General features: G+C 71.7%; 23 protein-coding genes. 10 read left to right on the forward strand and 13 right to left on the reverse strand.

Going from position 1 to position 23,230, the window contains the following annotated elements; genetic code table 11:
- Window positions 1-146 precede the first annotated feature (146 nt).
- The gene (locus tag D9R14_RS15455; protein WP_121624242.1) at window positions 147-1,043 is read left to right on the forward strand and encodes an alpha/beta fold hydrolase; all 897 of its coding nucleotides are present in this window, start codon (window positions 147-149) and stop codon (window positions 1,041-1,043) included.
- A gap of 39 nt (window positions 1,044-1,082) precedes the next feature.
- Here D9R14_RS15455 and D9R14_RS15460 read toward each other — a convergent pair whose 3' ends face one another.
- Window positions 1,083-1,868, reverse strand: a complete 786-nt coding sequence (locus D9R14_RS15460) for a phytanoyl-CoA dioxygenase family protein (protein WP_121624243.1) — start codon at window positions 1,866-1,868, stop codon at window positions 1,083-1,085.
- 164 nt (window positions 1,869-2,032) lie between these two features.
- A complete protein-coding gene (locus D9R14_RS15465; RefSeq protein WP_121624244.1) occupies window positions 2,033-3,094 on the reverse strand; it encodes an AbrB family transcriptional regulator in 1,062 nt (353 codons plus the stop codon).
- A 295-nt stretch (window positions 3,095-3,389) separates the two neighbouring features.
- Here D9R14_RS15465 and cobT point away from each other — a divergent pair, with 295 nt between their 5' ends.
- Window positions 3,390-4,421 (forward strand): nicotinate-nucleotide--dimethylbenzimidazole phosphoribosyltransferase, encoded by a 1,032-nt coding sequence (cobT, locus tag D9R14_RS15470; protein ID WP_121624245.1) that lies wholly within the window; start codon window positions 3,390-3,392, stop codon window positions 4,419-4,421.
- 5 nt (window positions 4,422-4,426) lie between these two features.
- On the opposite strand, the gene D9R14_RS15475 is transcribed toward cobT, so the two are convergent.
- A complete protein-coding gene (locus tag D9R14_RS15475) occupies window positions 4,427-5,461 on the reverse strand; it encodes a sensor histidine kinase (RefSeq protein ID WP_121624246.1) in 1,035 nt (344 codons plus the stop codon).
- Between the two features lie 212 nt (window positions 5,462-5,673).
- Here D9R14_RS15475 and D9R14_RS15480 point away from each other — a divergent pair, with 212 nt between their 5' ends.
- Window positions 5,674-6,156 carry a thermonuclease family protein gene (locus tag D9R14_RS15480; protein ID WP_245420827.1) on the forward strand — a complete coding sequence of 161 codons (483 nt, stop codon included), beginning with the start codon at window positions 5,674-5,676 and terminating at the stop codon, window positions 6,154-6,156.
- 25 nt (window positions 6,157-6,181) lie between these two features.
- Here the strand turns inward: D9R14_RS15480 and D9R14_RS15485 are convergent, their stop codons facing one another.
- The 6 genes from D9R14_RS15485 to petA form a co-directional block, all read right to left on the reverse strand.
- Window positions 6,182-7,333 carry a DegT/DnrJ/EryC1/StrS family aminotransferase gene (locus D9R14_RS15485; RefSeq protein ID WP_121624247.1) on the reverse strand — a complete coding sequence of 384 codons (1,152 nt, stop codon included), beginning with the start codon at window positions 7,331-7,333 and terminating at the stop codon, window positions 6,182-6,184.
- A gap of 27 nt (window positions 7,334-7,360) precedes the next feature.
- On the reverse strand, window positions 7,361-8,356 hold the full coding sequence (locus D9R14_RS15490; protein WP_121624248.1) for a Gfo/Idh/MocA family protein: 996 nt from the start codon (window positions 8,354-8,356) through the stop codon (window positions 7,361-7,363).
- Window positions 8,357-8,758: 402 nt separating this feature from the next.
- Window positions 8,759-9,295 (reverse strand): adenine phosphoribosyltransferase, encoded by a 537-nt coding sequence (locus D9R14_RS15495; protein WP_121624249.1) that lies wholly within the window; start codon window positions 9,293-9,295, stop codon window positions 8,759-8,761.
- Between the two features lie 166 nt (window positions 9,296-9,461).
- On the reverse strand, window positions 9,462-10,295 hold the full coding sequence (locus tag D9R14_RS15500) for a cytochrome c1 (protein ID WP_121624250.1): 834 nt from the start codon (window positions 10,293-10,295) through the stop codon (window positions 9,462-9,464).
- Between the two features lie 20 nt (window positions 10,296-10,315).
- Complete coding sequence (locus tag D9R14_RS15505) at window positions 10,316-11,596, reverse strand: cytochrome b (RefSeq protein ID WP_121624251.1); 1,281 nt, start codon at window positions 11,594-11,596, stop codon at window positions 10,316-10,318.
- Window positions 11,597-11,646: 50 nt separating this feature from the next.
- Window positions 11,647-12,174, reverse strand: a complete 528-nt coding sequence (petA, locus tag D9R14_RS15510; RefSeq protein WP_121624252.1) for a ubiquinol-cytochrome c reductase iron-sulfur subunit — start codon at window positions 12,172-12,174, stop codon at window positions 11,647-11,649.
- A gap of 233 nt (window positions 12,175-12,407) precedes the next feature.
- Here petA and D9R14_RS15515 point away from each other — a divergent pair, with 233 nt between their 5' ends.
- The 4 genes from D9R14_RS15515 (at window position 12,408) to D9R14_RS15530 (ending at window position 15,315) form a co-directional block, all read left to right on the forward strand.
- The gene (locus tag D9R14_RS15515) at window positions 12,408-12,896 is read left to right on the forward strand and encodes a tRNA (cytidine(34)-2'-O)-methyltransferase (protein ID WP_121624253.1); all 489 of its coding nucleotides are present in this window, start codon (window positions 12,408-12,410) and stop codon (window positions 12,894-12,896) included.
- Between the two features lie 93 nt (window positions 12,897-12,989).
- Window positions 12,990-14,003 (forward strand): sulfotransferase family protein, encoded by a 1,014-nt coding sequence (locus D9R14_RS15520; protein ID WP_121624254.1) that lies wholly within the window; start codon window positions 12,990-12,992, stop codon window positions 14,001-14,003.
- A 98-nt stretch (window positions 14,004-14,101) separates the two neighbouring features.
- A complete protein-coding gene (gene hemF, locus D9R14_RS15525; protein WP_121624255.1) occupies window positions 14,102-14,998 on the forward strand; it encodes an oxygen-dependent coproporphyrinogen oxidase in 897 nt (298 codons plus the stop codon).
- 83 nt (window positions 14,999-15,081) lie between these two features.
- The gene (locus D9R14_RS15530) at window positions 15,082-15,315 is read left to right on the forward strand and encodes a YodC family protein (protein WP_121624256.1); all 234 of its coding nucleotides are present in this window, start codon (window positions 15,082-15,084) and stop codon (window positions 15,313-15,315) included.
- Between the two features lie 55 nt (window positions 15,316-15,370).
- On the opposite strand, the gene D9R14_RS15535 is transcribed toward D9R14_RS15530, so the two are convergent.
- From D9R14_RS15535 to D9R14_RS15550, 4 genes are read right to left on the reverse strand one after another with little or no spacing between them, the layout of a single operon-like run.
- On the reverse strand, window positions 15,371-16,579 hold the full coding sequence (locus D9R14_RS15535) for a CCA tRNA nucleotidyltransferase (RefSeq protein ID WP_121624257.1): 1,209 nt from the start codon (window positions 16,577-16,579) through the stop codon (window positions 15,371-15,373).
- A complete protein-coding gene (locus D9R14_RS15540; protein WP_121624258.1) occupies window positions 16,576-16,836 on the reverse strand; it encodes a DUF6111 family protein in 261 nt (86 codons plus the stop codon). The genes D9R14_RS15535 and D9R14_RS15540 overlap by 4 nt, the downstream gene beginning before the upstream one ends.
- On the reverse strand, window positions 16,833-17,561 hold the full coding sequence (locus D9R14_RS15545; protein WP_245420828.1) for a CoA pyrophosphatase: 729 nt from the start codon (window positions 17,559-17,561) through the stop codon (window positions 16,833-16,835). Before D9R14_RS15545 ends, D9R14_RS15540 begins: the two co-directional genes overlap by 4 nt.
- Before the next feature lie 22 nt (window positions 17,562-17,583).
- Window positions 17,584-18,201: a DUF1285 domain-containing protein gene (locus tag D9R14_RS15550; RefSeq protein WP_121624259.1), complete on the reverse strand. Its 618-nt coding sequence runs from the start codon at window positions 18,199-18,201 to the stop codon at window positions 17,584-17,586.
- Window positions 18,202-18,394: 193 nt separating this feature from the next.
- Between D9R14_RS15550 and D9R14_RS15555 the strand changes: the two genes are divergently transcribed.
- Genes D9R14_RS15555 through D9R14_RS15565 form a run of 3 tightly spaced genes read left to right on the forward strand, consistent with a single transcriptional unit; the run spans window position 18,395 to window position 23,220 of the window.
- Window positions 18,395-19,396, forward strand: a complete 1,002-nt coding sequence (locus D9R14_RS15555) for an AAA family ATPase (RefSeq protein WP_121624260.1) — start codon at window positions 18,395-18,397, stop codon at window positions 19,394-19,396.
- 13 nt (window positions 19,397-19,409) lie between these two features.
- On the forward strand, window positions 19,410-20,342 hold the full coding sequence (locus tag D9R14_RS15560) for a DUF58 domain-containing protein (RefSeq protein ID WP_245420829.1): 933 nt from the start codon (window positions 19,410-19,412) through the stop codon (window positions 20,340-20,342).
- Between the two features lie 58 nt (window positions 20,343-20,400).
- Window positions 20,401-23,220: a DUF4159 domain-containing protein gene (locus D9R14_RS15565; protein ID WP_121624261.1), complete on the forward strand. Its 2,820-nt coding sequence runs from the start codon at window positions 20,401-20,403 to the stop codon at window positions 23,218-23,220.
- The last annotated feature ends 10 nt before the right edge of the window (window positions 23,221-23,230 follow it).

Here is a 23,230-nt window from a genome sequence, read left to right on the forward strand (position 1 = left end):
GGGAGGGGGCAAGCCGCCGCAAGACGTCACGCTGCTCCGCAGCGGAGACGCCTCGTTCCCCCTCCCCAACCCTCCCCCGCACGCGGGAGAGGGAGCCGGGCCGGTCCCGGCCGCAAACGCAGTTCAAGCACCCCGAAGGACACGCCATGACGACCCAAGAGCCGTTCACCCTCATCATGAGCGACGGGGCCGAGGTGGTGGGCCGCCGCGTCGGCAACCCGCACGGCGTGCGGCTGCTCATCACCCACGGCAACGGCTTCGCCATCGACGGCTACCGGGTGTTCTTCGAGCCGCTGCTGGCCGATTTCGACGTGTTCCTCTACGACATGCGCAACCACGGCAAGAGCCCGGTGGGCCGCCGCTCGGCCCATCACTACCAGCGCCTGGCGCTGGACGTGGGCGAGATCCGCGCCGAGATCGTGCGCCGCTACGGGCACAAGACCACGGTGGGCGTGTTCCACTCCTTCTCGTCCCGCGCCGCCATGAAGCACGCGGTGGAACAGGGCTGGGTGTGGGACGCGCTCGTGCTGTTCGACCCGCCGAGCGTGCCGCCGGAGGGACACACGCTGTTCGAGCCCATGCGCCAGTTCGAGGTGAAGCTGGTGCAGTGGGCCATGGAGCGGCAGGAGACCTATGCCAGCGTCGACGATCTGATCGCGAGCTTCCGCGAGGGCCGCGCCCAGGCGCGCTGGGTGGACGAAGCGCGCGTCGACATGGCCAACGCGACGCTCCGGCCCGACGGCAAGGGCGGCTTTGCCACCGTGCTGCCGCGCGAGCTGGAGGCGGCGATCTATCTCCAGGCGCTGACCCTCGACCTGTGGCCGATGGCGTCGGAGTTTCGCGGCCCCACCAAGCTGATCGCCGCCGATCCCGACATGAAGGGCACCCCGCCCACCGCCTTCTCGAACCGCGCGCTCGGCACCGAGAACGGCTTCGACTATGCCGCCGTCCCCGGCGGCGGCCACCTGCTGCAGATCGAGCAGCCGGAGGCGTCGCGCGCCATCATGCTCGCCTTCCTGAAGGAGCAGGGCATCATCGGCTGATCCGGCCCGGCGGCAGAGCCGGGCCCGACGGCGACGGCCTCAGGCGAGGCCGCAGGCGCGGCGGATGGCGCGCTGGACCGGCGAGGGCGCCTGCGCCGGATCGAACGGACCGGCGGGCAGGAGCGGCGGCTGGGCGAGGAAGCGCGGCCGCGTGCCCCGATGCGGCTGGGCGGCGTGCACCAGGAACGGGTGGCACAGATAGACCGTTCCCGCCGCGCCGGTGGCGAGCACCTGCGGGCAGTGCGCGGTCGAGGCGAAGCCGTCCGCCGCGAGCTCGGCGAGGGTCATCCCCTCCGCGCCCCGCGGCAGGAGCTGACGGGCGATGTGGGCATGCGAGCCCGCGCGCAGCCGGGTGGGGGCGTCATCCGGCCCCACGTCCGAGAACAGGAACAGCATGAGCAGCGCCCGCCCGCGGCTGACGACATTGGCGCGCCACTGCATGAAGTCGGGGTTCTCGGTGCCGAAGCTCACGTCCACGTGCCATCCGGCGTCCCTCGGATCGTCCGGCGAGGGAAAGCGGATCGCGAACGATCCGAGCCCGGCCGGCCTGACCCACCGGCCCGCACCCGCCAGCGCGTCATAGGCGCCATGGAGCCGGTCGGTGTTGGCCGCGGCGACGAAGGGCGCGCCCGCCATGAAGCCGACGCGCACCACCGGCCGCGTCCAGCCCTCGGGTGCGTCCGGCGAAAGGCCGATCTGCGCCCACAGCGCCGCGCGCGCCTGCCGCGCAAGCCCGGCATCGAAGGCTCCGTCAAGCCGCACATATCCCTGTTCGATGAAATGCTCGATCTGAGCCGCGCTCAGGCCCGAGGATAGGTGTCCCATGTCCAATATCTCCCTGCGGCCGCCGCGGTGCGGGGCCGTCATTCCCGTTGGCTGCGCATGCGCCGTGCCGGCGCCGGCCGCTCAGACGAGGGGAAAGAAGGTGGACATGAACATCATGGAACGGACCTTAGCGCCCCTCTCGCGGCGCGCCAACTCCGCCGCCTTCACCGTGCGGAAATCCGCTCATAGAGCCGGTAGAGCGGCCCGGTGAGCAGCACCACGGTGAGGATGCGCACCAATTGCCAGGCCGCCACCAGCGGCGGGGCGAGCCCCAGCGCCTCGGCGGTCAGCGACATTTCGGCGATGCCGCCCGGCGCCATGGCGAGCACGCCGGTGGGCAAGGCCACATAGTGCAGAGCGAGCGCGGCGAAGACGACGTTCGCCGCCATCAGGAGCAGGGTCGTCACCGCCGCCGCCGGCAGGAACGGCGTCGCCAGCACGTGGCGGATCTGGTCGCGCTGGAAGCGGCAGCCGAGCGCTGCGCCGATGGCGAGCTGGGCGCCGGCGGTGACGAGGAGCGGCGCATGGGTCGCCCGGGCGATGACGAGCGCCATCCCCATGCCGAGCGCGAGGCCCGCCAGCAGGAACGGGTTGAAGATCTTCAGCCGCCGCAGCCCCAGCGCCAGCGGCACGCACAGGGCGAGCCCGAGCAGCAGAAGATGCGGCTCCAGCGCCGGCAGTTCCGCCAGATGGTGGCGCTCCCCGCCGATGGCGAGTGTCATGGCGGGCGGGATGATGAGCACGATCAGCACCACGCGCAGGCTCTGGGCGAGCGAGACCAGCGTGGTGGAGGCACCGAACGTGTGGGCCAGCACCGCCATCTCGGCGAGCCCGCCCGGCATGGCCGAGAAGAAGGCCGTGCGCCGGTCGCAGCGCCCGAACAGCGCCAGCGCGCGGGCGAGGAACAAAGCGGCGAGGATCGAGGCGAAGCCCGTCGCCACCATCAGCCAGCCCAGTTCCAGGAGGCGCAGCGCCACCGGCGGGGTGAAGAACAGCCCGACCGAGAAGCCCACCGCCGCCTGCCCGCCCTGGCGGAACGCATCGTGGAGCTTCACCTCGAAGCCCGACAGGCCGAAGGCGGCGGAGACGAACAGCGCGCCCAGCAGGAACGGCAGCGGCACGTGCGCCGCCCGGAAGGCGAGGCCGCCCGCTAGGCACAGCGCGATCAGGATCGCCGTGCGCGCCCAGGCAGGAAGGCGGGAGAAGGTGGTCCGGAGGCGGGTCATGGAGCGCGGGGGAGCGGCCGGGCAGAGGAGGGAAAGCGGAGGCGGCGCGGGATGCGGCCGGGTCCCGCCAGTCTAGAGGCCGCATCCAACATGCGAAACCCCTTTCCAAATGACCCTGCGCCAGCCGGCGCCCGCCCCGCCGGTTTGCCGCGCCGGCCGATGCGCTCTAGAACGCGCAGGCCGAGAGCATTGGCCGATCGACCCGTGCTTTCTCTTTCCTGCGTTCTAGAGGGCGGTTCCCGGGGGCAGATTGAATCGATCTGTCCGGATCGCGCTCTGAAGGAGCCGCGCCCTCATGTCCGCCTCGCCGCCTGCCGCAACGGGACTGCCCTTCGACGACATCCGCGCCCTCGTCGCCTCCATGCCGGGGCCGGACGAGGCGGCGCGGGCCGCCGCCTGGGAGCGCCAGGCGCATCTCGTGAAGCCGCCCGGCGCGCTGGGCCGGCTGGAGGAGATCGCCGCCCATCTCGCCGCCTGGCAGGGCAAGGCGATGCCGCAGGTGCTGCGGCCCATGGTGGTCGTGTTCGCCGGCACCCATGGGGTGGCCGAGCGCGGCGTCTCGCCCTATCCCTCCGCGGTGACGCGGCAGATGATGGACACCTTTACCGCCGGCAAGGCCGCGGTGAACCAGATCTGCGCCACCTTCGAGGCCGGCCTGCGCGTGTTCGAGCTGGCGGTCGACCATCCCACCCCCGACATCGTCGAGGCCCCGGCCTTCGACGAACGCACCTGCGCCGGCACCATCGCCTTCGGCATGCAGGCCATCTCCGGCGGCGCGGACCTTCTGTGCCTGGGCGAGATGGGCATCGGCAACACCACGGTCGCCGCCGCGGTCTGCCACGGCCTCTATGGCGGCACGGCCGAGGATTGGGTGGGCGCCGGCACCGGCGCCGACGAAGCGGTGATGGCCCGCAAGATCGCGGCGGTGCGTGCCGCCGTGGCGCTCAACGAAGGCCAGCTTGCCGACCCGCTGGAGGTGCTGCGCCGGCTCGGCGGGCGGGAACTGGCGGCGATCGCCGGCGCCATCCTCGCCGCGCGGCACGAGAAGGTGCCCGTTGTGCTCGACGGCTATGTGGTGACGGCCGCCGCCGCCGTGCTCCACGCCATGGACCCCTCCGCCCTCGACCATTGCCTTGCCGGCCACGTCTCCGCCGAAAAGGCGCACCGCGCGCTTCTGGAGCGGCTGAGGCTGCGGCCCATCCTCGACCTCGGCATGCGGCTCGGCGAAGGCTCCGGCGCGGCTTTGGCGGTGGGCGTCATCAAGGCCGCGGTGGCGTGCCATACCGGAATGGCGACCTTCGCCGAGGCGGGCGTTTCGGAGGGGTGATCCCGTCAGGCCGCCGCGCCGGTCACGGCCGGCGGCTCCGGCGCCAGAACCCTGCCCGCCGGCAGAACGAGGCTCGCCCGCGTGCCGCCGCCGGCGCGCCGCGTCAGAGCGAGGCTGCCGCCATGGAGCGCGGCGAGGCCCTCGACGATGGCGAGTCCGAGCCCCGCGCCCCGCCCGGAGGACAGGTCCACCCGGCTCTCGCGGTGGCGTGCGTCGTCGAGCGGCAACTCGCGCTCGGCAAGGCCGCGCCCGGTGTCCTCCACGCGGATGACGGGCACGCCGTCATGAAGCCCGAAGACGAGGCGCACCTCGCCGCCCGCGGGCGTGAACTTCACCGCATTGCCCATGAGGTTGAGCAGCATCTGCTTGAGCGCCCGCTCGTCCGCCCACAGGCGCAGCGGCGCCCCATCCGCATGGAGGGACAGGCCGCGCCGCTTCGCCTCCGGCGCCATCATGGCGAGGGTCTCGCGGGCGAGCAGATCGAGCCGCACCGAGGTCTCCAGCAGCACCCTGTGGCCGCTCTCGATGCGCGCGAGGTCGAGCAGATCGTCGGCGAGCGCGAGCAGATGCCGCGCCGAGGCGAGGATGTCGCGGGCATAGCCGCCATAGGCGGGAATGCGGTGCGGGCCGAGCACCTCCTGCGCCATCATCTCGGAAAAGCCCATGACGGTGTTGAGCGGCGTGCGCAATTCGTGGCTCATCTCGGCGAGGAATCGCGACTTGGCCTCGCTCTCCGCCTCGGCGCGGCGGGACGCCGCCTCCGCCGCCGCGAGCCGGGCGGCCAGTTCCGCCTCGCGCTGCGCGGACGGGTTGCCGCCGAGCCGGCGCGCGCCATAGGCACCGACGGCGATGCCGGCGCCGAGCAGCGCGAGCGCGCCGAGCACGGCGGCACCGAGCACCGTTCCGGCGGCGATCAGCAGCGTCAGGACAAGGAAGAGGCCGGCGACGGCCAGGAATGCGGTTCCCGCCGCGGAGCGGCGCGCGGGCGCGACCGGCCCTTGCGCGGGGCCGCCGTCGGGGCGTTGCTGCGTGCCTCTCATGGGGCGGAGCCCTCCGCGGCCCGCACGGGCCGGAGCCGGCCGGCGCGGGAGCGCGCATATCCGCGATCACCGTCCGCCTGCAGGGTTAACGATGGGTTAACGGCGCCACCCGCCGGACCGTTCCTCCACCGATTGCGCTGCGCCGGCGAATCCGACCTCATGGCGCCGGCGGCGAGAGGCCGTCCCGCCCGCCCTGGAGTGCACTCCCGACCATGCGCCTGCGCCGCCTCGACGTCGTCTTCGCCGTGCTGCTGCTGGCTGGCCTCGCCGTGCTGGCGGACTGGCTGCTGAAGGAGGACATCTCCGGGACGGCCCGCGCGGCGGACGGCGATACCCTCGTGCTCGACGGCGCGCACGTGCGCCTCAAGGGCATGGATGCGCCCGAGCTGGCGCAGACCTGCACCCGCGATGGCAAGGACTGGCCGTGCGGGCGGGAGGCGAAGGCCGCGCTCGCGGCGGCGCTGAAGCGGGGCGCCGTCGCCTGCACCTTCTCCGAGCGCGACGATTACGACCGCCCGCTGGCGCAGTGCACGGTGGCCGGCGCCGATCTCGGCGCGCTCATGGTGCGGCAGGGCCTCGCCGTCGCCTTCGGCGCCTATCATGCGGAGGAGGCGGAGGCGCGGGCCGCCCGGCGCGGCCTGTGGGCCGGCAGCTTCCAGCGCCCTGCGGGCTATCGGGCTGACCATCGGCGCTGAGGCGCGCGGGGCCTCCCGCCCCGCCTTACGCGGCGAGCGCCCGGCGCACCGCGCCGACGATGCGGTCCTGCGTCGCCTCATCGAGGTCCGGATGCATGGGCAGAGAGATCACCTCCTCCGCCAGCATCTCGCACGCCGGCAGGATGGCGCCGGCGGCGGGATAGTGCTTGTAGGCAGGCTGGAGATGCATGGGCAGGCGGTAATAGACCGCGGTCGGAATGCCCTCGGCCTTCAGCGCGTCGGCGAGCGCATCGCGCCGGCCGGGGGCGAGGCGGATGGTGTATTGCGCCCACACCGAGGTGGCGCGCGCGTCCACCGCCGGCACCTGGCAGACGTCCTTGAGGAGGTCGTTGTAGCGCCGCGCCACCTTTTCGCGGGCGGCGATCTCCTCCTCGAACACCGCGAGCTTCTCCAGCAGCACCGCCGCCTGGATGGTGTCGAGCCGCGCGGTCATGCCGATGCGCACGTTCTGGTACTTGTCGATGCCCTGGCCGTGCTCGCGCAGGCTCTTCAGCACCGCCACGAGATCCGCGTCGTCGGTCAGGATCGCGCCGCCGTCGCCGTAGCAGCCGAGCGGCTTGGCCGGGAAGAAGGAGGTGGCGGTGGCATCGCCGATAGAGCCGGTGCGCCGGTTGTTCCAGGTTCCGCCGAAGCCCTGGGCGGTGTCGCACAGCACCTTCAGGCCGTGCGCCTCGGCGATGGGCAGCAGCGCGTCATAGTCCGCCGGCTGGCCGAACAGGTCCACCGGGATCACCACGCGCGGGGTGAGCCCCTGCTCGATGGCGACCGCGATCGCCTGCGTCAGGCTCTCGGGGTCCATGTTGAAGGTGTCGGCGTCGACGTCCACGAACACCGGGGTGGCGCCGAGATAGGGCACCACCTCGGCGGTGGCGCAGAAGGTGAAGGCGGGGCAGAACACCGCGTCGCCCGGCTTCACGCCCCAGGCCATGAGGATGAGCGCCAGCGCATCCGTGCCGCTGGAGCAGGAGACCGCGTATTTCGCCCCGGCGAAGGCGGCGAGCTGCTCCTCGAATTGGGTGACCTCCGGGCCGTTCACGAAGCGGCAGGACTGGAGCACGCGAGCGACCGCCGCATCGATGCGGGCGCCGATGCGCGCGCGCTGGGCGGCAAGGTCGATGAAGGCGATGGGCGCGGGCGCCGTCGCGGAAGCGGTCATGAAAATTCCTCGGAGGGACGGATGGGCTCAGCCCGCCGCGGCGCGGCGGCGCGAGGAGCGGGCGCGCGCCTCGGCGCGCTCGGCGAGGCAGGAGGTGGCGATGTCGAGGCTGGCGACGCCCTGCTCGCCGGTGACCTCGGGCGCGACGCCCGCGCGCACGGCGGAGAGGAAGTTTTCGAGCTCCGCCCGGAGCGGCTCGGCATAGGCCACCGGCAGATGCCGGGTGGAATAGGAGCCGTCCGGCCGGTAGTCGAAATGCTCGGTCACCTGGCGCGTGAGCAGGTCGCCGATCACGTACTTCTTGGCGGTCGCCACGTGCACCGTGCGCGCCTTGAAGGGCGTGAGCCAGTTGGTGTTGATGTGGGCGAGCACGCCGGAAGCGGTGCGGAACTGGAGCAGCGCGATGTCCTCGCGCTCGGCGAGCGCGGCGGAGGTCTGCGGCTGCACCTCGACGATCTCGCTGTCGGTGATCCAGCGGATCAGGTCGATGTCGTGCACCGCGAGGTCGATCACCACGCCCACATTGGACATGCGCGGCGGGAACGGGCCGACGCGGGTGAAGGCGACCGAGAGGATGTTCTCGCCGCGGATCGCGTCCTTGACCGCGCGCACCGCCGGGTTGAACCGCTCCACATGGCCGACCATGAGCGTCACGCCCTTGGCCTTGGCGGCGGCGACGATCTCGCGGCCCTCCTCGGCGGTGGAGGCGATGGGCTTCTCCACCAGCACGGCGCAGCCGGCGCCGATCACGTCGAGGGCGATGGGGTGGTGCAGGTGGGTGGGCGCCGCCACCACCACCGCGTCGAGGCCGAGGGCGAGCAGATCGGCGTGGCCGCCCACCGCCTGGCAGCCGAGGAAGCTCGCCACCCGCTGGGCCTGGGCCTGGTCGGGGTCGGCCACCGCTACCAGCTCGGCGCCGCCGATGGCGGAGAGCACGCGGGCGTGGTTGGAGCCCATGATGCCGATGCCCGTGACACCGACGCGAAGGGGGCGCGCCCGGTCGGGCGCTGCCGTGTGAGCCATGTCAGCCCTCTTAGAAATGTCAGCCCTCATAAAGCCTTGACGCGTCTGCGGGCGTCCTGCGGGCGCCGCCCGGCGCGTGGGTCGTCCGGCCGGAGGCGGGGCGGCACCCTGCTTCGACGCCCGCGGCCGGCGACCGGTGCGGGTGGCGGACATCCGCCACTCGCGCCTCCCTAGCACGGCCTTCGGGGCGGAAGCGAGGCGCCCCAAGCCTTCCGCAGGGCTCATCCATTCAAGAATTGCGTCCCCGTGTTACCGTCGCGGCCAAGCGATACCGTCTGCGGCGGGCGCATCGGCCCGTCATGCCCCGGCGCTTGCTCCGCGCGCGAGAGAGCAGGGCTCCGCCGCGCCGCCGGGGGATGACCGCATCCGCGGGACCGCCGCGCCAACGCCGGGAAAGCGCCGCTAATGCCCCGCGAACGCCACCAGGGTGCGCACGGGCACGTCCATAGCGCGGATCTTGTCGGCGCCGCCGAGGTCCGGCAGGTCGACAATGAAGCAGGCGGCCTCCACCACGGCACCGATGGAGCGCAGCAGCTTCACCGCGCCCACCGCCGTGCCGCCGGTGGCGATAAGGTCGTCCACCAGCAGCACCCGCTCGCCGGGGGCGAGCGCGTCCACGTGCATCTCCATCTCGTCCTGGCCGTATTCCAGCACATAGGCCATGCGCACGGTCTGATGCGGCAGCTTGCCCTTCTTGCGGATCGGCACGAAGCCCGCGGAAAGCTGGTGCGCCACCGCGCCGCCGAGGATAAAGCCGCGCGCCTCGATGCCCGCCACCTTGTCGATCTTCGCTCCCGCGAAGGGCTGCACCAGCTCGTCCACCGCCCGGCGGAAGGCGCGCGGGTTGCCGAGCAGGGTGGTGATGTCGCGGAACAGGATGCCGGGCTTGGGATAGTCCGGGATGGTGCGGATGGCGGCGGCGAAATCGTCGGGCGTCATGGGCGGCTTTCGTCCTCGGCACGCAGGGACAGCGCGCGGCCGCCCGATTAAACGGGAGCCGCCCGCTCCCGGCAAACCGAAACGCCCCGCGCCGCTCCCGAAAACGCCGAAGGGCCCCGCTGGGGGCCCTTCGGTCACTTCGGTCATATGGCTTCGGCCGCCCCGGTCAGTGGGCGACGTTCTTCCAGACCTTCTTCTTGGTGAAATAGAGCAGGCCGGCGAAGACGAGGAGGAAGATCATCACCTGGAAGCCGATGCGCTTGCGCGCGTCGAGGTGCGGCTCGGCGAGCCACATCAGGAACGCCGAGACGTCCTCGGAATACTGCTCCACCGTCTGCGGCGCGCCGTCGGTGTATTCCACCTGGCCGTCGCTGATCGGCTTCGGCATGGCGATCTGGTGGCCGGGGAAATAGGTGTTGTAGTGCAGGCCCGGCTGCACGTGGGCGTCCGCCGGCGGGTCCACGTAGCCGGTGAGCAGCGCGTGGATATAGTCCACGCCGTGCTCCTGGTACTGGATGAAGGCGTCGGTGATGAAGCCCGGGAAGCCCACGTGGTAGGAGCGAGCCTTGGCGATCACCGAGAGGTCCGGCGGCAGGGCGCCGCCGTTGGACGCGCGGGCGGCGTTGTCGTTGGGGAACGGCGCCGGCCAGTGGTCCGAGAGCCGGCCGGGGCGCTGGAACATGTCGCCCGCATCGTTCGGCCCGTCGGTGATCTGGTATTCGCTCGCCACCTGCTTGGCCTGGGCCTCGGTGAAGCCGGGGCCGCCCGGCTGGGCGAGGTTGCGGAAATACAGGAAGTTCGCGGAGTGGCAGGCGGCGCAGACTTCCTTGAACACCTTGAAGCCGCGCTGGAGCTGGCCCTGGTCGTACATGCCGAACGGGCCGGCGAACGACCAGGACATGCGCTCGGGGCGCGGGGTCTCGCCGCCGGCGGCGAGCGCCGGCGAGGAGGCGAGGAGCACCGCCGCGGCGGCACCGAAGAGAATGCTGCGAATGGTCATTGGCTTTCTCTCCGCGCCCGTCAGCCCCGGGTCTCGGGAGCGGATGCCCCCGTGACCACGGCCGCGCCCCCCTTGGCGCCCTTTGCCAGAACCGCTTCCGCGATGGATGCCGGCAGCGGCTTCGGTCGCTCGACGATGCCGAGCACCGGCAGGATGATGAGGAAGTGGATGAAGTAGTAGGCGGTCAGGATGCGCGAGGCGATCACGTAGCCGCCCTCCGCGGGCATCGCGCCGAGATAGCCGAGGCCCACGGCGACGATCGCGAAGATCCAGAAGAACTGCTTGAACAGCGGGCGGTACTTGGCCGAGCGCACCTTGGAGGTGTCGAGCCAGGGCAGGAAGGCGAGGATCGCGATGGCCGCGAACATGGCCACCACGCCGCCGAGCTTGTCCGGGATCGAGCGCAGGATCGCGTAGAACGGCAGGTAGTACCATTCGGGAACGATGTGCGCCGGGGTCGAGAGCGGGTTGGCCGGGATGTAGTTGTCCGAGTGGCCGAGATAGTTCGGGATGTAGAAGATGAACCACGAGAAGAAGATGATGAACACCACCATCCCGAAGATGTCCTTGATCGTGGCGTAGGGCGTGAAGGGCACGGTGTCCTTCGCCACGTTCTTCACGTCGATGCCGTCGGGATTGTTCTGGCCCACATGGTGCAGTGCCCAGATGTGGAGGCCGACCACGCCGGCGATCATGAAGGGCAGCAGGTAGTGCAGCGAGAAGAAGCGGTTGAGCGTCGGATCGCCCACCGAGTAGCCGCCCCACAGCCATTCCACGACCACCGGCCCGACCACCGGGATGGCGGAGAACAGGTTGGTGATGACGGTGGCGCCCCAGAACGACATCTGGCCCCAGGGCAGCACGTAGCCCATGAAGCCGGTGGCCATCATCAGCAGATAGATGATGACGCCGAGGATCCACAGCACCTCGCGCGGCGCCTTGTAGGAGCCGTAGTACATGCCGCGGAAGATGTGGATGTAGACCGCGATGAAGAACATCGAGGCGCCGTTGGCGTGGATGTAGCGGATCAGCCAGCCATAGCTCACGTCGCGCATGATGTGCTCGACGCGGGCGAAGGCGACCGGCGCATAGGCCACGTAGTGCATGGCGAGCACCACGCCCGAGACGATCTGAACCACCAGCATGAAGGTGAGGATCGCGCCGAAGGTCCACATGTAGTTCAGGTTCTTCGGCACCGGATAGGCGACCGCCGAAGAATGAATCAGCCCGACGATCGGCAAGCGGCTCTCGAACCACTGCGCGAGCTTGCCCTTCGGCTGATAGGTGGAATGTCCTTCCATGGGATCCAACCCTTTAAATTGATGCGGCGAGCGCCGGGCGACGGGAGGCGTCAGCCGATCATGATCTTGGTGTCGGTGGTGAAGGCGTAGGGCGGGAGCTCGAGATTGAGCGGCGCGGGCCCGACCCGGATGCGGCCGGACGTGTCGTAGGCCGAGCCGTGGCACGGGCAGAACCAGCCGTTATAGGCGCCCTGGTGGCCCAGCGGCACGCAGCCGAGATGGGTGCAGATGCCGATCACCACCAGCCACTGGTCCTTGCCCGGCTTCACGCGGGCGGAATCGGGCTGGGGGTCCTTGAGGTCGGACAGCGGGGTGTCCTGGGCCGCCTTGATCTCCGCCGGGGTGCGGTGGGAAATGAAGATCGGCTTGCCGCGCCACTGGACGGTGACGATCTGGCCCTCGGCGATGGGCGAAAGATCCACTTCGGTGGTGGAGAGCGCGAGCACCGAGGCGTCCGGCTGCATCTGGGAGACGAAAGGCCACACCATGCCGGCGACGCCGACCGCGCCCACGGCCCCTGTCGCGATGTAAAGAAAGTCCCGACGCGTCGTCGTGTCCTGCGTCTCCGTATGTGCCACGGCGCTTTCCCCGATCCTGAAATCCGCTTCCGTCCGCGCAGCGCGGCCTCAGGACAGCGCGCACAGACATGAGAGGCGGCTGAAGACACCTGTCGCCACCTTCGAGCGCCTCTAATTGCACCCTCGCCCGATCTTGTCCAGATGATGGCCGTGCGGCACGCCGTCCTGGCACGGAAATCCGCGGATACCGCCGCGCCGCGGCCCTCCCGGCGCACAGCACCCACAGGCCGCCCATGATCCTCGCCCTCTATTGCCCCGACATCGCCCAGAATGCCGGCACCACCCTGCGCACCGGGGCCTGCCTCGGCGTGCCGGTGCACATCATCGAGCCGGCCGGGTTCCCGGTGGGGGCCGCGGCCTTCCGGCGGGCCGGCATGGACTATCTCGACGCGGCCCTCCTCGTGCGCCACGCCTCGTTCGCGGCGTTCGAGGCCTCCCGGCGGGCGGAGGGGCGGCGGCTGGTGCTGTTCACCACGGCGGGCGAGACCCGCTACACCGACTTCGTCTTCGCCCCCACCGACGCGCTGCTGTTCGGCCGCGAATCGCAGGGCGTGCCGCAGGAGGTGCACGCGCTGGCGGACGCCCGCGTGACCATTCCCCTGCGGCCCGGCCTGCGCTCGCTGAACGTCGCGGTGAGCGCCGCCATGGGGCTCGGCGAGGCGCTGCGCCAGACCGGCGGATTTCCGCCGCCGGTCGGGAGCCCGGTGGCGCCGCAGGGATGACGCCATATTCCCGCCCGATCGGCCGGCATGATGAGGTGGTAATTCGATAATGGTCAGCGGCGCCCTTCGCCGTCTGGCTCACCCGAGGACGGGATGCCCATCAACCGAGACGACGTCGTGGCCGGATACCGGTTCATCCTCGGCCGCGACCCAGAGTCCGATGCCGCCATCGGCGCGCACAGCGACCTGCCCGATATCGCGACGCTGCGCCGGCGCCTCATGTCCAGCCGAGAATTCCTGGAGAGGCACGCGCTGGACCTCGATCCGCGCGACGCGACGGACGCCGATCCTGAGCGTCCGGCGGTGGTCTTCCTGCACATCCCCAAATGCGCCGGCACGAGCCTCCACATGGCGCTGATGGCGCACTTCGCCGACACCGCCTGTCCCGAGCGCCACAACGGCCTCGCCAACTGGCCGGCGGGAGCGCTGGGGCGCTGCCGGTTCTTTTCCGGCCATTTCGACTTCCCCAGCCTGAGGCTCATTCCCGGCCACAAGGTCTCGGTCGTCACCCTGCTGCGCCGGCCGGCCGAGCGTCTCGTCTCGCTCTACCGGTTCCTGCGCGCCCACCCGCCGGCGGCCGCGGCCGCCGATGGCGCGGGCGGGCGCCTCGCCGCCCTGGCGCGCCGCCTCGATCCCGTGGCGTTCTTCCGCCACGAGGCGCTGGCGCGCCACCCGGCGATCAACAATGCCATCGTGCGCCAGCTTTCCGGTCCGCTGCCGCAGAAGCGGTGGGACGCCTTGGACCCGGCCGCCGCCTATGGCGCCGCGCCGGCTGACCGGGCGCCCGAGCAGGCGCTCGCCACGGCGCAGATCAACCTCATGACCATGGCCGCGTTCGGCCTGGTGGAGCACATGGACCTGTCGGTGGCGCGCATCTTCGCCGCGCTCGGCCTTCCGGCGCCGGGCAGCATTGCCCATTTCCAGGTGACCGACCGCATTGCGCAGGAGCATCCCGCTTTGGAGGCGGTCGATCCGGTGCCGCTCGGCCCCGCGCTGGCGGAGGCGCTCGCGCCCCACACCACCCTCGACGACCGGCTCTATGCCGCGGCCGCCGCGCGGTTCGGCACCGCTGCGGCGGCGGCGCCGCGCACCGAGGCCGTGGCATAGGCGCGCCGGAAGCCCGGCATTTCAATTTCCCCCGCGCGCGCTCTACAAACGCTGGGCCCGCCCGATCCGGCGGGGACGTGTCCTTGCTGCGAGAGCCCATGCCGCCCGAGATCGACGACCGCAAAGCCCGCGCCCGCGCCTGGTTCGAGGCGCTGCAGGGCCGCATCCTCTCCGCGTTCGAGGCGCTGGAGGACGCGGCCGACCCCGCGCTCTATGCGGGCGCCCCCGGCCGCTTCGAAAAGCGGCCCTGGCAACGCACCGACCATTCCGGCGCGCCGGGCGGCGGCGGCACCATGGCGCTCATGCGCGGGCGGCTGTTCGAAAAGGTGGGGGTGCATACCTCGACCGTGTTCGGCGAGTTCGCGCCCGAATTCCGCGGCCAGATTCCCGGCGCCGCCGAGGACCCGCGCTTCTGGGCCTCCGGCATCTCGCTGATCGCCCACATGGCGAACCCGCACGTTCCGGCGGTGCACATGAACACCCGCTTCGTCGTCACCACCAAGGCGTGGTTCGGCGGCGGGGCGGACCTGACCCCGACCCTGATGGCCCGCCGCACCCAGGAGGACCCGGACACGGTGGCCTTCCACCGGGCGATGGAAGCGGCCTGCGCCGGCCACACGGTGGCGGACTATGCCCGCTTCAAGGCCTGGTGCGAGGACTATTTCTTCCTGAAGCACCGCGGCGAGGCGCGCGGCATCGGCGGCATCTTCTACGATTATCTCGACAGCGCCGCCGCCGGCACCGGCGGCTGGGAGGACGACTTCGCCTTCACCCGGCAGGTGGGCGAGAGCTTCCTCGACATCTACCCGAAGATCGTGCGCGCCAACTTCGCCACCCCCTGGGGCGAGGCCGAGCGCGAGGAGCAGCTCATCCGCCGCGGCCGCTACGTGGAATTCAACCTGCTTTACGACCGCGGCACCATCTTCGGGCTGAAGACCGGGGGCAACGTGGACTCGATCCTCTCCTCCATGCCGCCGGTGGTGAAATGGCCGTGACCGGCGCGCTGTGATCGGGCCGTCACGAAGCCCGGCTAAGCCTCGGGGACCGCGCGAAGGACGCGCGATCCGGGGAGGAAGCCATGGCGTTTGGACCGGGTGACATCGTGCAGCTCAAATCCGGCAGCCCGGCCTTGACGGTGGTCGGCGTCGAGGGCGACGAGGTGAAGGTGTTCTGGTACGCCGACGAGGTGGGCGAGTTCCGCTCCCAGACCCTCCCCGTGGTGGCGCTCGAGGCGCTCGAACTCGACGAGTTCGCGGACGAAGAGGAAGACGAGGAAGACGAGGAAGACGAAGACGCGGACCAGAAGGGCTGAAACCTGCGCGCCGCTGCCCGCAACCTGCTGCGGCCGCAGCATTGCGGGCGGCGTTTCAGGCGCCCAGCGCCTGGGCCACCAATGCGTGGATTTGCGCGGGACTTTCGGGAAAATCCGCCTTGATCCAGGACTGCTCGACCCTTTCCAGCGCCTTGCCGAGCGCCGGGCCCTTCAGCCCCCGCGCCATCAGGTCCTCCGCCTTCACCGGCAGGCGCGGCGGTATCCAATTGCGCGTCGTCGCCACCACCGCGGCCGCATCGAAACCCCATCGCGCCTCGCCGAGGAGCGCCCGGTCGAGCGCCGTCTCGGCCTCCGCCTGATAGATCAGCCGGCGCGCGGCAGCGGCATCGGCGGGACCGGGCAGCGGCGGGAACACGGCCGCGAGGCGGCGGGCTTCCGCATTGGAAAGTCTCAGCTTTTCCCGCAGGCGCTCGGCGTCGTCCGGCCCCCGCAGCGCCAGCGCCGCGAGCCGGCGCACCGCATCGGGCGGCACGCCGTGCCGCGCCTCGGCGGCGACGAGGCGGGCGAAAAGTCCGGCATCGGCGAGGCCCGCCAGCAGCGGCTGGATCAGCCCGCAATCGCTCATGACCGCCAGCGTCGGCGCCGCCCGCGGGGCCAGGAGCAGCTTCAGCAGTTCCGCCCGCACCCGCTCCCGCGACAGCCCGAGCAGCCCCGCCCGCGCCCGCACCGCCGCCCCCAGCGCCTCCCCGTCCACCGCCCCTTCGCCATAGAAGGCGTGGAACCGGAAGAGCCGCAGAACCCTCAGATAATCCTCGCGAATCCGCGCATCCGCATCGCCGATGAAGCGCACCCGGCGGCGCGCGAGATCGGCGCGGCCGTCCACCAAATCGATCACCTCGCCCTCGGCCGTGGCGTAGAGTGCATTGATGGTGAAGTCGCGCCGCTCCGCGTCATGGGTCCAGGAGCGGCCGAAGCGCACCACCGCCCGCCGCCCGTCGGTCTCGGTGTCCTCCCGCAGGGTCGTGACCTCGAAGGCGTGCTCGCCCGCGACCACCGTCACCGTGCCGTGGGCGATGCCGGTCGGCACCGCCTTGAGCCCTGCCGCCCGCGCCCGCGCGCTCACCACCTCCGGCAGCGCGGTGGTGGCGATGTCCACGTCGGAAACCTCCTGCCCCAGCAAGGCGTTGCGCACCGCCCCGCCGACCACGCGCGCCTCCTCGCCGTCGCGGTTCAGCAGCGCAAGAAGGTCGAGGAGGCCGGGCTGGCCCCAGAAGGCGGCACCGGCGAGCGGCCGGCCGGTCATTCGAAATGGCCCGGCACGAACTGCCCGTCGCGCATCTCGGCCGGCACGTAGCGCTTGCCCGCCTCGGCGCTGCGGCCGTGCTCGAACACGAACAGCCCGACCACCATCAGCGCGATCGCCGCCACCGAGCACAGCGCCAGCGCCCGCACCGACCAGTTCTCCGGCACCAGCGAGCCGCGCGTCGCCAGCATCAGCGCGCCATAGAGGACGAAGGGCGCCAGGAACAGCGCCAGCTCGATCAGGACGGATCGGATCATGGGCCGTAGACCCGCTCATAGAGGTTGCGCAGCATGCCGGCAGTGGCGCCCCAGATGAAGCGGCCCTCATAGGGCATGGCATAGAAATGCCGCAGCGTGCCACGCCATTCGCGCGCCTGCCGCTCGTGGTTGCCCGGCGTCATAAGGAAGGACAGCGGCACCTCGAACGCCTCGTCCACCTCGTGCGGATTGAGCGTGAGCGCGAAGCCGGGATCGACCAGCCCCACCACCGGCACAATCCAGAAATCGGTGCGCGAGAGATAGCCGTCGAGAAAGCCTAGCGGGCGCACCAGCGCGCTGTCGAGCCCCACCTCCTCGCGCGCCTCGCGCAAGGCGGCATCCACCTCGTCCTTGTCCTCCGGATCGACCCGGCCGCCGGGAAAGGCGATCTGGCCCGCATGGGTGGACAAATGCGCCGAGCGCAGCGTCAGGAGGATCGAGGGCTCGGGCCGGGCGATCACCGGCACCAGAACGGCGGCATGGCGTGGCGTGCGCTTCGGCGGCTCGCCGTGCCATTCGGGCGAGAGCGCATGGTCGCCGTTCACCGCCGGATAGGCGTCGAGCGTGAAGAAATCCGGCGGGGCCGGCCGAAGCCCGCGCGCGGCGCGATCCAGGAAATCCTGCAGGCTGAAGGCGCCGCCGGCGGGCGGCACGGCAGCCGCGGCCGATGCCGTGCCGGCCTCGTCCTCGGTCCGGCGCTCACCGGGCATGAAGGGTTCGCTCATCATTCCTCAAGGGCCGCATGGCTCAAAGGCCGACCGCGCTCGCGGGCAGCATGGGGTAGAACTCGCCGGACGAGGCGACCCCGAACATAGGCGTCCCGGCCTGATCGCGCACCTCTCCCAGCGCCGCGAGGTCGAAGGCCAGCGCCCGCGTCAGCCGTGCGTCGAGCCCGCGCCGCACGTGAATATAGGGGATAACCTCGCCCGCCTGCGCCCCCGGCACGAAGCGCAGGTCGTGGCCGGGACCGCAGCGCACGAGGTCGTCGAGATTGGTGCGGAACACCAGGACCGGCCCGCTTTCGCCCTCCTCCTGCGCCATGTCCACGGCGAGGAAGGGCGCGTCCTCCACCGTGATGCCGATCTTCTCGGCAGGGGTCTTGAGCACGAAGCGCGCCCCCTCGCGGGTCAGCACCGAGGCAAACAGCCGCACCAAAGCCGGCCGGCCGATCGGCGTACCGCCATAGAACCACGTGCCGTCGGCGGCGATGCGCATGTCCATGTCGCCGCAATCGGGCGGATCCCACAGCTCCACCGGGGCCGGACCCCGGCCGCCGGCCGCGCGCACCGCCGACAGCAGCGCGTCGAGCCGCCCGCCTGCGGCGGCCGGTGCGGGCGGTGGCGCGGCCTCGTCGGAACCACTCATGGGGCCTCCTCGCGATGACGTGAGTAAAGTGTCCCGCCGTCGCCTTCGCAGGGCCTCGACGCGGCGCCATCTTATCGTAAGCTCCCATTCCGGCTGGCGCGACCTTTGCAAGGCTCGAAGGCGGGGGTCATCCTCCGGGGCCTTTTCTTGCCGCTTTTGGCGGCGAGCCTGTCCGGGAGACGGAGAAGCGTAGATGTCGTCAGCCAGCGAGACGTTCGACCTCGACCAGATGATCGTCCGCAATGCGGAAGCGGCCGGCGCCCATGTGCGGGCGGCGCGGACTGCCATTTCCTCGGTCATCTTCGGCCAGGAGACGGTGGTGGAGCAGGCGCTCATCACCATTCTCGCCGGCGGCCACGCGCTGCTGGTAGGCGTGCCTGGCCTTGCCAAGACCAAGCTGGTGGAGACCATGGGCACGGTGCTCGGGCTCGATGCGAGGCGCGTTCAGTTCACCCCCGATTTGATGCCCTCCGACATCCTCGGCGCCGAGGTTCTGGAGGAAAGCGCCAGCGGCAAGCGCGCCTTCCGCTTCATCCGCGGCCCGATCTTCGCGCAATTGCTGATGGCGGACGAGATCAACCGCGCCTCGCCGCGCACCCAGTCGGCGCTGCTCCAGGCGATGCAGGAATACCACGTCACCGTCGCCGGCGAGCGCCACGACCTGCCCAAGCCCTTCCATGTGCTCGCGACCCAGAACCCGCTGGAGCAGGAAGGCACCTATCCGCTCCCCGAAGCCCAGCTCGACCGCTTCCTGATGGAGATCGACGTGGACTATCCCGACCGGGACGCCGAGCGGCGCATCCTGTTCGAGACCACCGGCGCGGAGGAGCAGAAGCCGCGCGCCGCCATGAGCGTCGAGGACCTGCTCGCCGCCCAGCGCCTGGTGCGCCGCCTGCCGGTGGGCGAGAGCGTGGTGGAGGCGATCCTGACCCTGGTGCGCTCCGCCCGTCCCTCCGCCGAAGGCCCCGAGCAGCGCTTCATCTCCTGGGGCCCCGGCCCGCGCGCCTCGCAGGCCTTGATGCTGGCGGTGCGCGCCCGCGCGCTGCTGGACGGGCGCTTCGCCCCCTCGCTGGACGACGTGGTGGCCCTGGCCGAGCCGGTCCTGAAGCACCGGATGGCGCTCACCTTCGCCGCCCGCGCGGAAGGCGAGAGCGTGGCGCGCATCGTCAAGCGCCTCACCGAACGGCTCGGGTGAGGACGCGGCGATCGTGACAGACCAGGCCCGCACTGCAGTCGAGACCGCCGCCCAGTCCGCATCGGAGCTGGTGGCCGCCATGCCCCGGCTGGTGCTGGAGGCGCGCCGCATCGCGTCCAACGTGCAGCACGGCTTGCACGGGCGGCGGCGCTCGGGCATGGGCGAGAACTTCTGGCAGTATCGCCGCTTCGTCGACGGCGAGCCCGCGGCGCGTGTCGACTGGCGCCGCTCGGCGCGCGACGACCATCTCTATGTGCGCGAGCGTGAATGGGAGGCCGCCCACACGGTGTGGATCTGGCCCGATCTCTCCGCCTCCATGAGCTATGCCACCCACAAGCTGCCGCCCAAGCGCGAGCGGGCGCTGGTCATCGCGTTCGCCCTCGCGGACCTGCTGGTGAAGGGCGGAGAGCGGGTGGGCGTGCCCGAGCTGATGCGCCCCTCCGCCAACCGCCGCATCGTCGAGCGCATGGCCGAGGCGGTGATCCTCGCGCCCGAGCTGCCGGCGAGCCTGCCGCCCGCCTTCGGCCCCTCTCCCATGTCGGAGATCGTGCTGCTCGGCGACTTCTGGAGCCCAGCTGCCGAGATCGCGGCGCGCATCCACGACCTCGCCGCCTCGGGCGCGCACGGACATGTGGTGCAGATCGTCGACCCGTCCGAGGAGACCTTCCCCTTCTCCGGCCGCATCGAGTTCGAGGAGCCGGAAGGCGGCGGACGCCTCACCGTGGGCCGCGCCGAGAGCTGGCGCGCCGAATACGACCTGAAGCTCGTCGAGCACCGCGCGCGCATCCGCGCCGCCGCCCAGCGCGCGGGCTGGACCTTCCTCGTCCACCGCACCGACCGGCCGGCGAGCGATCTGCTGCTCGCCCTCCACATGCGCATGGGTGCCGGCGGCACCGGCGCTGCGCCCGGCTTCGCGCATGGCGCGCGGACGGAGGCAGCCGAATGACGGACGCCGCCCGCCCCGCACCCCGGCCCGCGCCTGCCCGAACCGGAGGGCGCGCCTGATGTTCGGCCTGCCGCTCGCCTTCGCCTCGCCGCTCATCCTCGCCGCGCTCATCGGGCTGCCGCTGCTGTGGTACCTGCTGCGCGTGGTGCCGCCGCGCCCGCACAAGGTGGCGTTCCCGCCCACCGCGCTGCTGTTCGACATCAAGCCGAAGGAGGAGAGCGCGGCCAAGACGCCGTGGTGGCTCACCCTTCTGCGCCTGCTGCTGGCGGCGCTGGTGATCCTCGCCGCCGCGGGCCCGATCTGGAACCCGCCCGCCACCGATCCCTCCCGCAGCGGCCCGCTGGTGATGGTGATCGACCAGGGCTGGCCCGCCGCCCAGAGCTGGGCGCAGCGCAAGGCCGCCGCCGACGCCTTCATCGACGAGGCGGAGCGCGACGGGCGCGGCGTCGCCCTCATCCCCACCGGCGACGTGCCGAAGGAGCCGACTTTGCTCGCCCCCGCCGCCGCGCGCGACCGCCTGCGCTCGCTCGATCCGGTGCCCTATGCGCCGGCCCGCGCCGAGGCCTTCGCGCTCGCCGCCCGGGTGCTGGACGCGAATGCCGAGGCGGGGCTCGTCTTCCTTTCGGACGGCGTGGATCTCGGCGCCGATGCCGACCTTGCCGCCGCCATCGCGCCCCTGCGGGACCGCGCGCCGCTGGTGGTGAGCGGCGGCGTTCCCGCTTCCCTGGCGCTCGCCGCCACCGAGAATGCCGCCGACGCGCTCACCGTGAAGGTGCTGCGCCCCGCCGGCGGCCCGCCCCGCGCCGGACGCGTGGAGGCACGGGACATGCGCGGCCTCTCGCTGGGCGAGACCGCCTTCACTTTGCCCGACGGCGCCAGCGAGACCGAGGCGCGCTTCGCATTGCCGGTGGAGATTCGCAACGAGATCGCCCGGCTGGAGATCGTCGCCGAACGCTCGGCCGGCGCGGTGCAGCTTGTGGACAAGCGCTGGCGCCGCCGCACGGTCGGCATCGTCTCCGGCACCACCACCGACACCGGCCAGCCGCTGCTCGCGCCGACCTACTACCTCTCGCGCGCGCTCGGCCCCTATGCCGACCTCAAGGTGGCGGAGACCGGCTCGGCCACCGACAACATCAACACCTTCCTCGACCAGCGCCTGCCGGTGCTGATCCTCACGGACGTGGGCACCATCCCCGCCGCCACCCGCGCGCGCCTCACGCGCTTCGTGGAGGAGGGCGGCGTGCTGGTGCGCTTCGCCGGCGCGCGGCTCGCCAATGCGCAGGACGATCTCCTGCCGGTGAAGCTGCGGCGCGGCGGACGGGTGCTCGGCGGCTCGCTCTCCTGGGACACGCCCCAGCCGCTCGGCGCGGTCACCCCGGAAGGCCCGTTCCGCGACCTCAAGATCCCCTCGGACGTGACCATCAACCGCCAGGTGCTCGCCGAGCCGGACGGCCTGCTCGGAGAACGCACCTGGGCGACGCTCGCGGACGGCACGCCGCTCGTCACCGGCACCCGCATCGGCAAGGGGACGCTCGCTTTGTTCCACGTCACCGCCGACACCTCCTGGTCGAACCTTCCGCTTTCAGGCACCTTCGTGGACATGCTGCGCCAGGTCATCGCGCTCTCCGACGCCCCGCCCCCGGCCGCCGACGGCGCGCCCGCAGAGACCGGCCGCGCCGGCCTGCGCACCGAGGCGTCCAGCCTCGCCCCGGCGCGGCTGCTCGACGGCTTCGGCGCCTTCCGCCCGGCCGGGCCGACGGCGCGGGCGATCCCCGCCAACTTCGCCGGCAGCGCCAGCGCCGAGCACCCGCCCGGCTTCTACGGTCCGCCGGACGGGCTCCTGGCGATCAATGCGCTCAGGCCCGACGACCGGCCGAAGGCGCTCGACCTTTCGGCGCTCGGCGGGCGCGTGGAGCAACTCAAGGAGAGCGAGCCGCGCGACCTGCGCGGCGCGGTGCTGCTCGCCGCCATGGTGCTGCTGCTGCTCGACGCGCTGGCGGTGCTCTACCTCTCCGGCGGCCTTTCGCGCCTGCGCGGCCGCCGGCCCGCGGCCGCCGCCGGCCTCGCCCTCCTCATCGGCGCGGCGGCGCTCGGCGCCGCGCTCCTGCCGCAGACGGCGCGGGCGGACGATACCTTCGCCGTCACCGCCACGCGCCAGACCCATCTTGCCTATGTGACCACCGGCCGGAGCGACGTGGACGACATCTCCCGCGCCGGCCTCGACGGGCTGTCCGCCTATCTCGGCCAGCGCACCGCGCTCCAGCCCGGCGCGGCCATGGGCATCGACCTTGCCAAGGACGAGCTCTCCTTCTTCCCGCTGATCTACTGGCCGGTGCTCGCCGACGCGCCGGTGCCGCCGCCGGCGACGCTCGCCAAGGTGGACGCCTACATGAAGCAGGGCGGCACGGTGATCTTCGACACCCGCGACGCCATCGAGAGCACCGGCGGCCCCGGCTCGCCGCTGACGCCGGCGGCCGCCAAGCTGCGCGCCATCCTCTCCGGCCTCGACATTCCCGAGCTGGCGCCGGTGCCGCGCGAGCACGTGCTCACCAAGGCGTTCTATCTGCTGAAGGACTTCCCCGGCCGCTTCACCGGCGGCACCACCTGGGTGGAGGCGCTGCCCCAGGGCGACGAGAGCGACCGCCCGGCGCGCGCCGGCGACGGCGTCTCGCCGGTCATCATCACGTCCAACGACCTCGCTGGCGCCTGGGCCGTGGGCAAGGGCGGCGAGGCGCTGCTGCCGCTCACTCCCGGCGAGCCGCGCCAACGCGACTTCGCCTTCCGCGCCGGCGCCAACATGGTGATGTACGTGCTCACCGGCAACTACAAGGCCGACCAGGTGCACGTGCCCGCCCTCCTGGAGCGCCTCGGCCAATGAGCGCCCGCAT

The organism is Xanthobacter tagetidis (assembly GCF_003667445.1).
GTDB classification, from domain to species: Bacteria; Pseudomonadota; Alphaproteobacteria; order Rhizobiales; family Xanthobacteraceae; genus Xanthobacter; species Xanthobacter tagetidis.

Coding starts and splice junctions, on each gene's coding strand:
- D9R14_RS15555 (WP_121624260.1), top strand. CDS start 18,395: ATGTCGTCAGCCAGCGAGACGTTCGACCTCGACCAGATGATCGTCCGC.
- hemF (WP_121624255.1), top strand. CDS start 14,102: ATGCCGCCCGAGATCGACGACCGCAAAGCCCGCGCCCGCGCCTGGTTC.
- D9R14_RS15505 (WP_121624251.1), bottom strand. CDS start 11,596: ATGGAAGGACATTCCACCTATCAGCCGAAGGGCAAGCTCGCGCAGTGG.
- D9R14_RS15465 (WP_121624244.1), bottom strand. CDS start 3,094: ATGACCCGCCTCCGGACCACCTTCTCCCGCCTTCCTGCCTGGGCGCGC.
- D9R14_RS15495 (WP_121624249.1), bottom strand. CDS start 9,295: ATGACGCCCGACGATTTCGCCGCCGCCATCCGCACCATCCCGGACTAT.
- D9R14_RS15460 (WP_121624243.1), bottom strand. CDS start 1,868: ATGGGACACCTATCCTCGGGCCTGAGCGCGGCTCAGATCGAGCATTTC.
- D9R14_RS15475 (WP_121624246.1), bottom strand. CDS start 5,461: ATGAGAGGCACGCAGCAACGCCCCGACGGCGGCCCCGCGCAAGGGCCG.
- D9R14_RS15535 (WP_121624257.1), bottom strand. CDS start 16,579: ATGACCGGCCGGCCGCTCGCCGGTGCCGCCTTCTGGGGCCAGCCCGGC.
- D9R14_RS15480 (WP_245420827.1), top strand. CDS start 5,674: ATGCGCCTGCGCCGCCTCGACGTCGTCTTCGCCGTGCTGCTGCTGGCT.
- D9R14_RS15515 (WP_121624253.1), top strand. CDS start 12,408: ATGATCCTCGCCCTCTATTGCCCCGACATCGCCCAGAATGCCGGCACC.
- D9R14_RS15500 (WP_121624250.1), bottom strand. CDS start 10,295: ATGACCATTCGCAGCATTCTCTTCGGTGCCGCCGCGGCGGTGCTCCTC.
- D9R14_RS15565 (WP_121624261.1), top strand. CDS start 20,401: ATGTTCGGCCTGCCGCTCGCCTTCGCCTCGCCGCTCATCCTCGCCGCG.
- D9R14_RS15540 (WP_121624258.1), bottom strand. CDS start 16,836: ATGATCCGATCCGTCCTGATCGAGCTGGCGCTGTTCCTGGCGCCCTTC.
- D9R14_RS15490 (WP_121624248.1), bottom strand. CDS start 8,356: ATGGCTCACACGGCAGCGCCCGACCGGGCGCGCCCCCTTCGCGTCGGT.
- D9R14_RS15520 (WP_121624254.1), top strand. CDS start 12,990: ATGCCCATCAACCGAGACGACGTCGTGGCCGGATACCGGTTCATCCTC.
- cobT (WP_121624245.1), top strand. CDS start 3,390: ATGTCCGCCTCGCCGCCTGCCGCAACGGGACTGCCCTTCGACGACATC.
- D9R14_RS15530 (WP_121624256.1), top strand. CDS start 15,082: ATGGCGTTTGGACCGGGTGACATCGTGCAGCTCAAATCCGGCAGCCCG.
- D9R14_RS15455 (WP_121624242.1), top strand. CDS start 147: ATGACGACCCAAGAGCCGTTCACCCTCATCATGAGCGACGGGGCCGAG.
- D9R14_RS15550 (WP_121624259.1), bottom strand. CDS start 18,201: ATGAGTGGTTCCGACGAGGCCGCGCCACCGCCCGCACCGGCCGCCGCA.
- D9R14_RS15545 (WP_245420828.1), bottom strand. CDS start 17,561: ATGAGCGAACCCTTCATGCCCGGTGAGCGCCGGACCGAGGACGAGGCC.
- D9R14_RS15485 (WP_121624247.1), bottom strand. CDS start 7,333: ATGACCGCTTCCGCGACGGCGCCCGCGCCCATCGCCTTCATCGACCTT.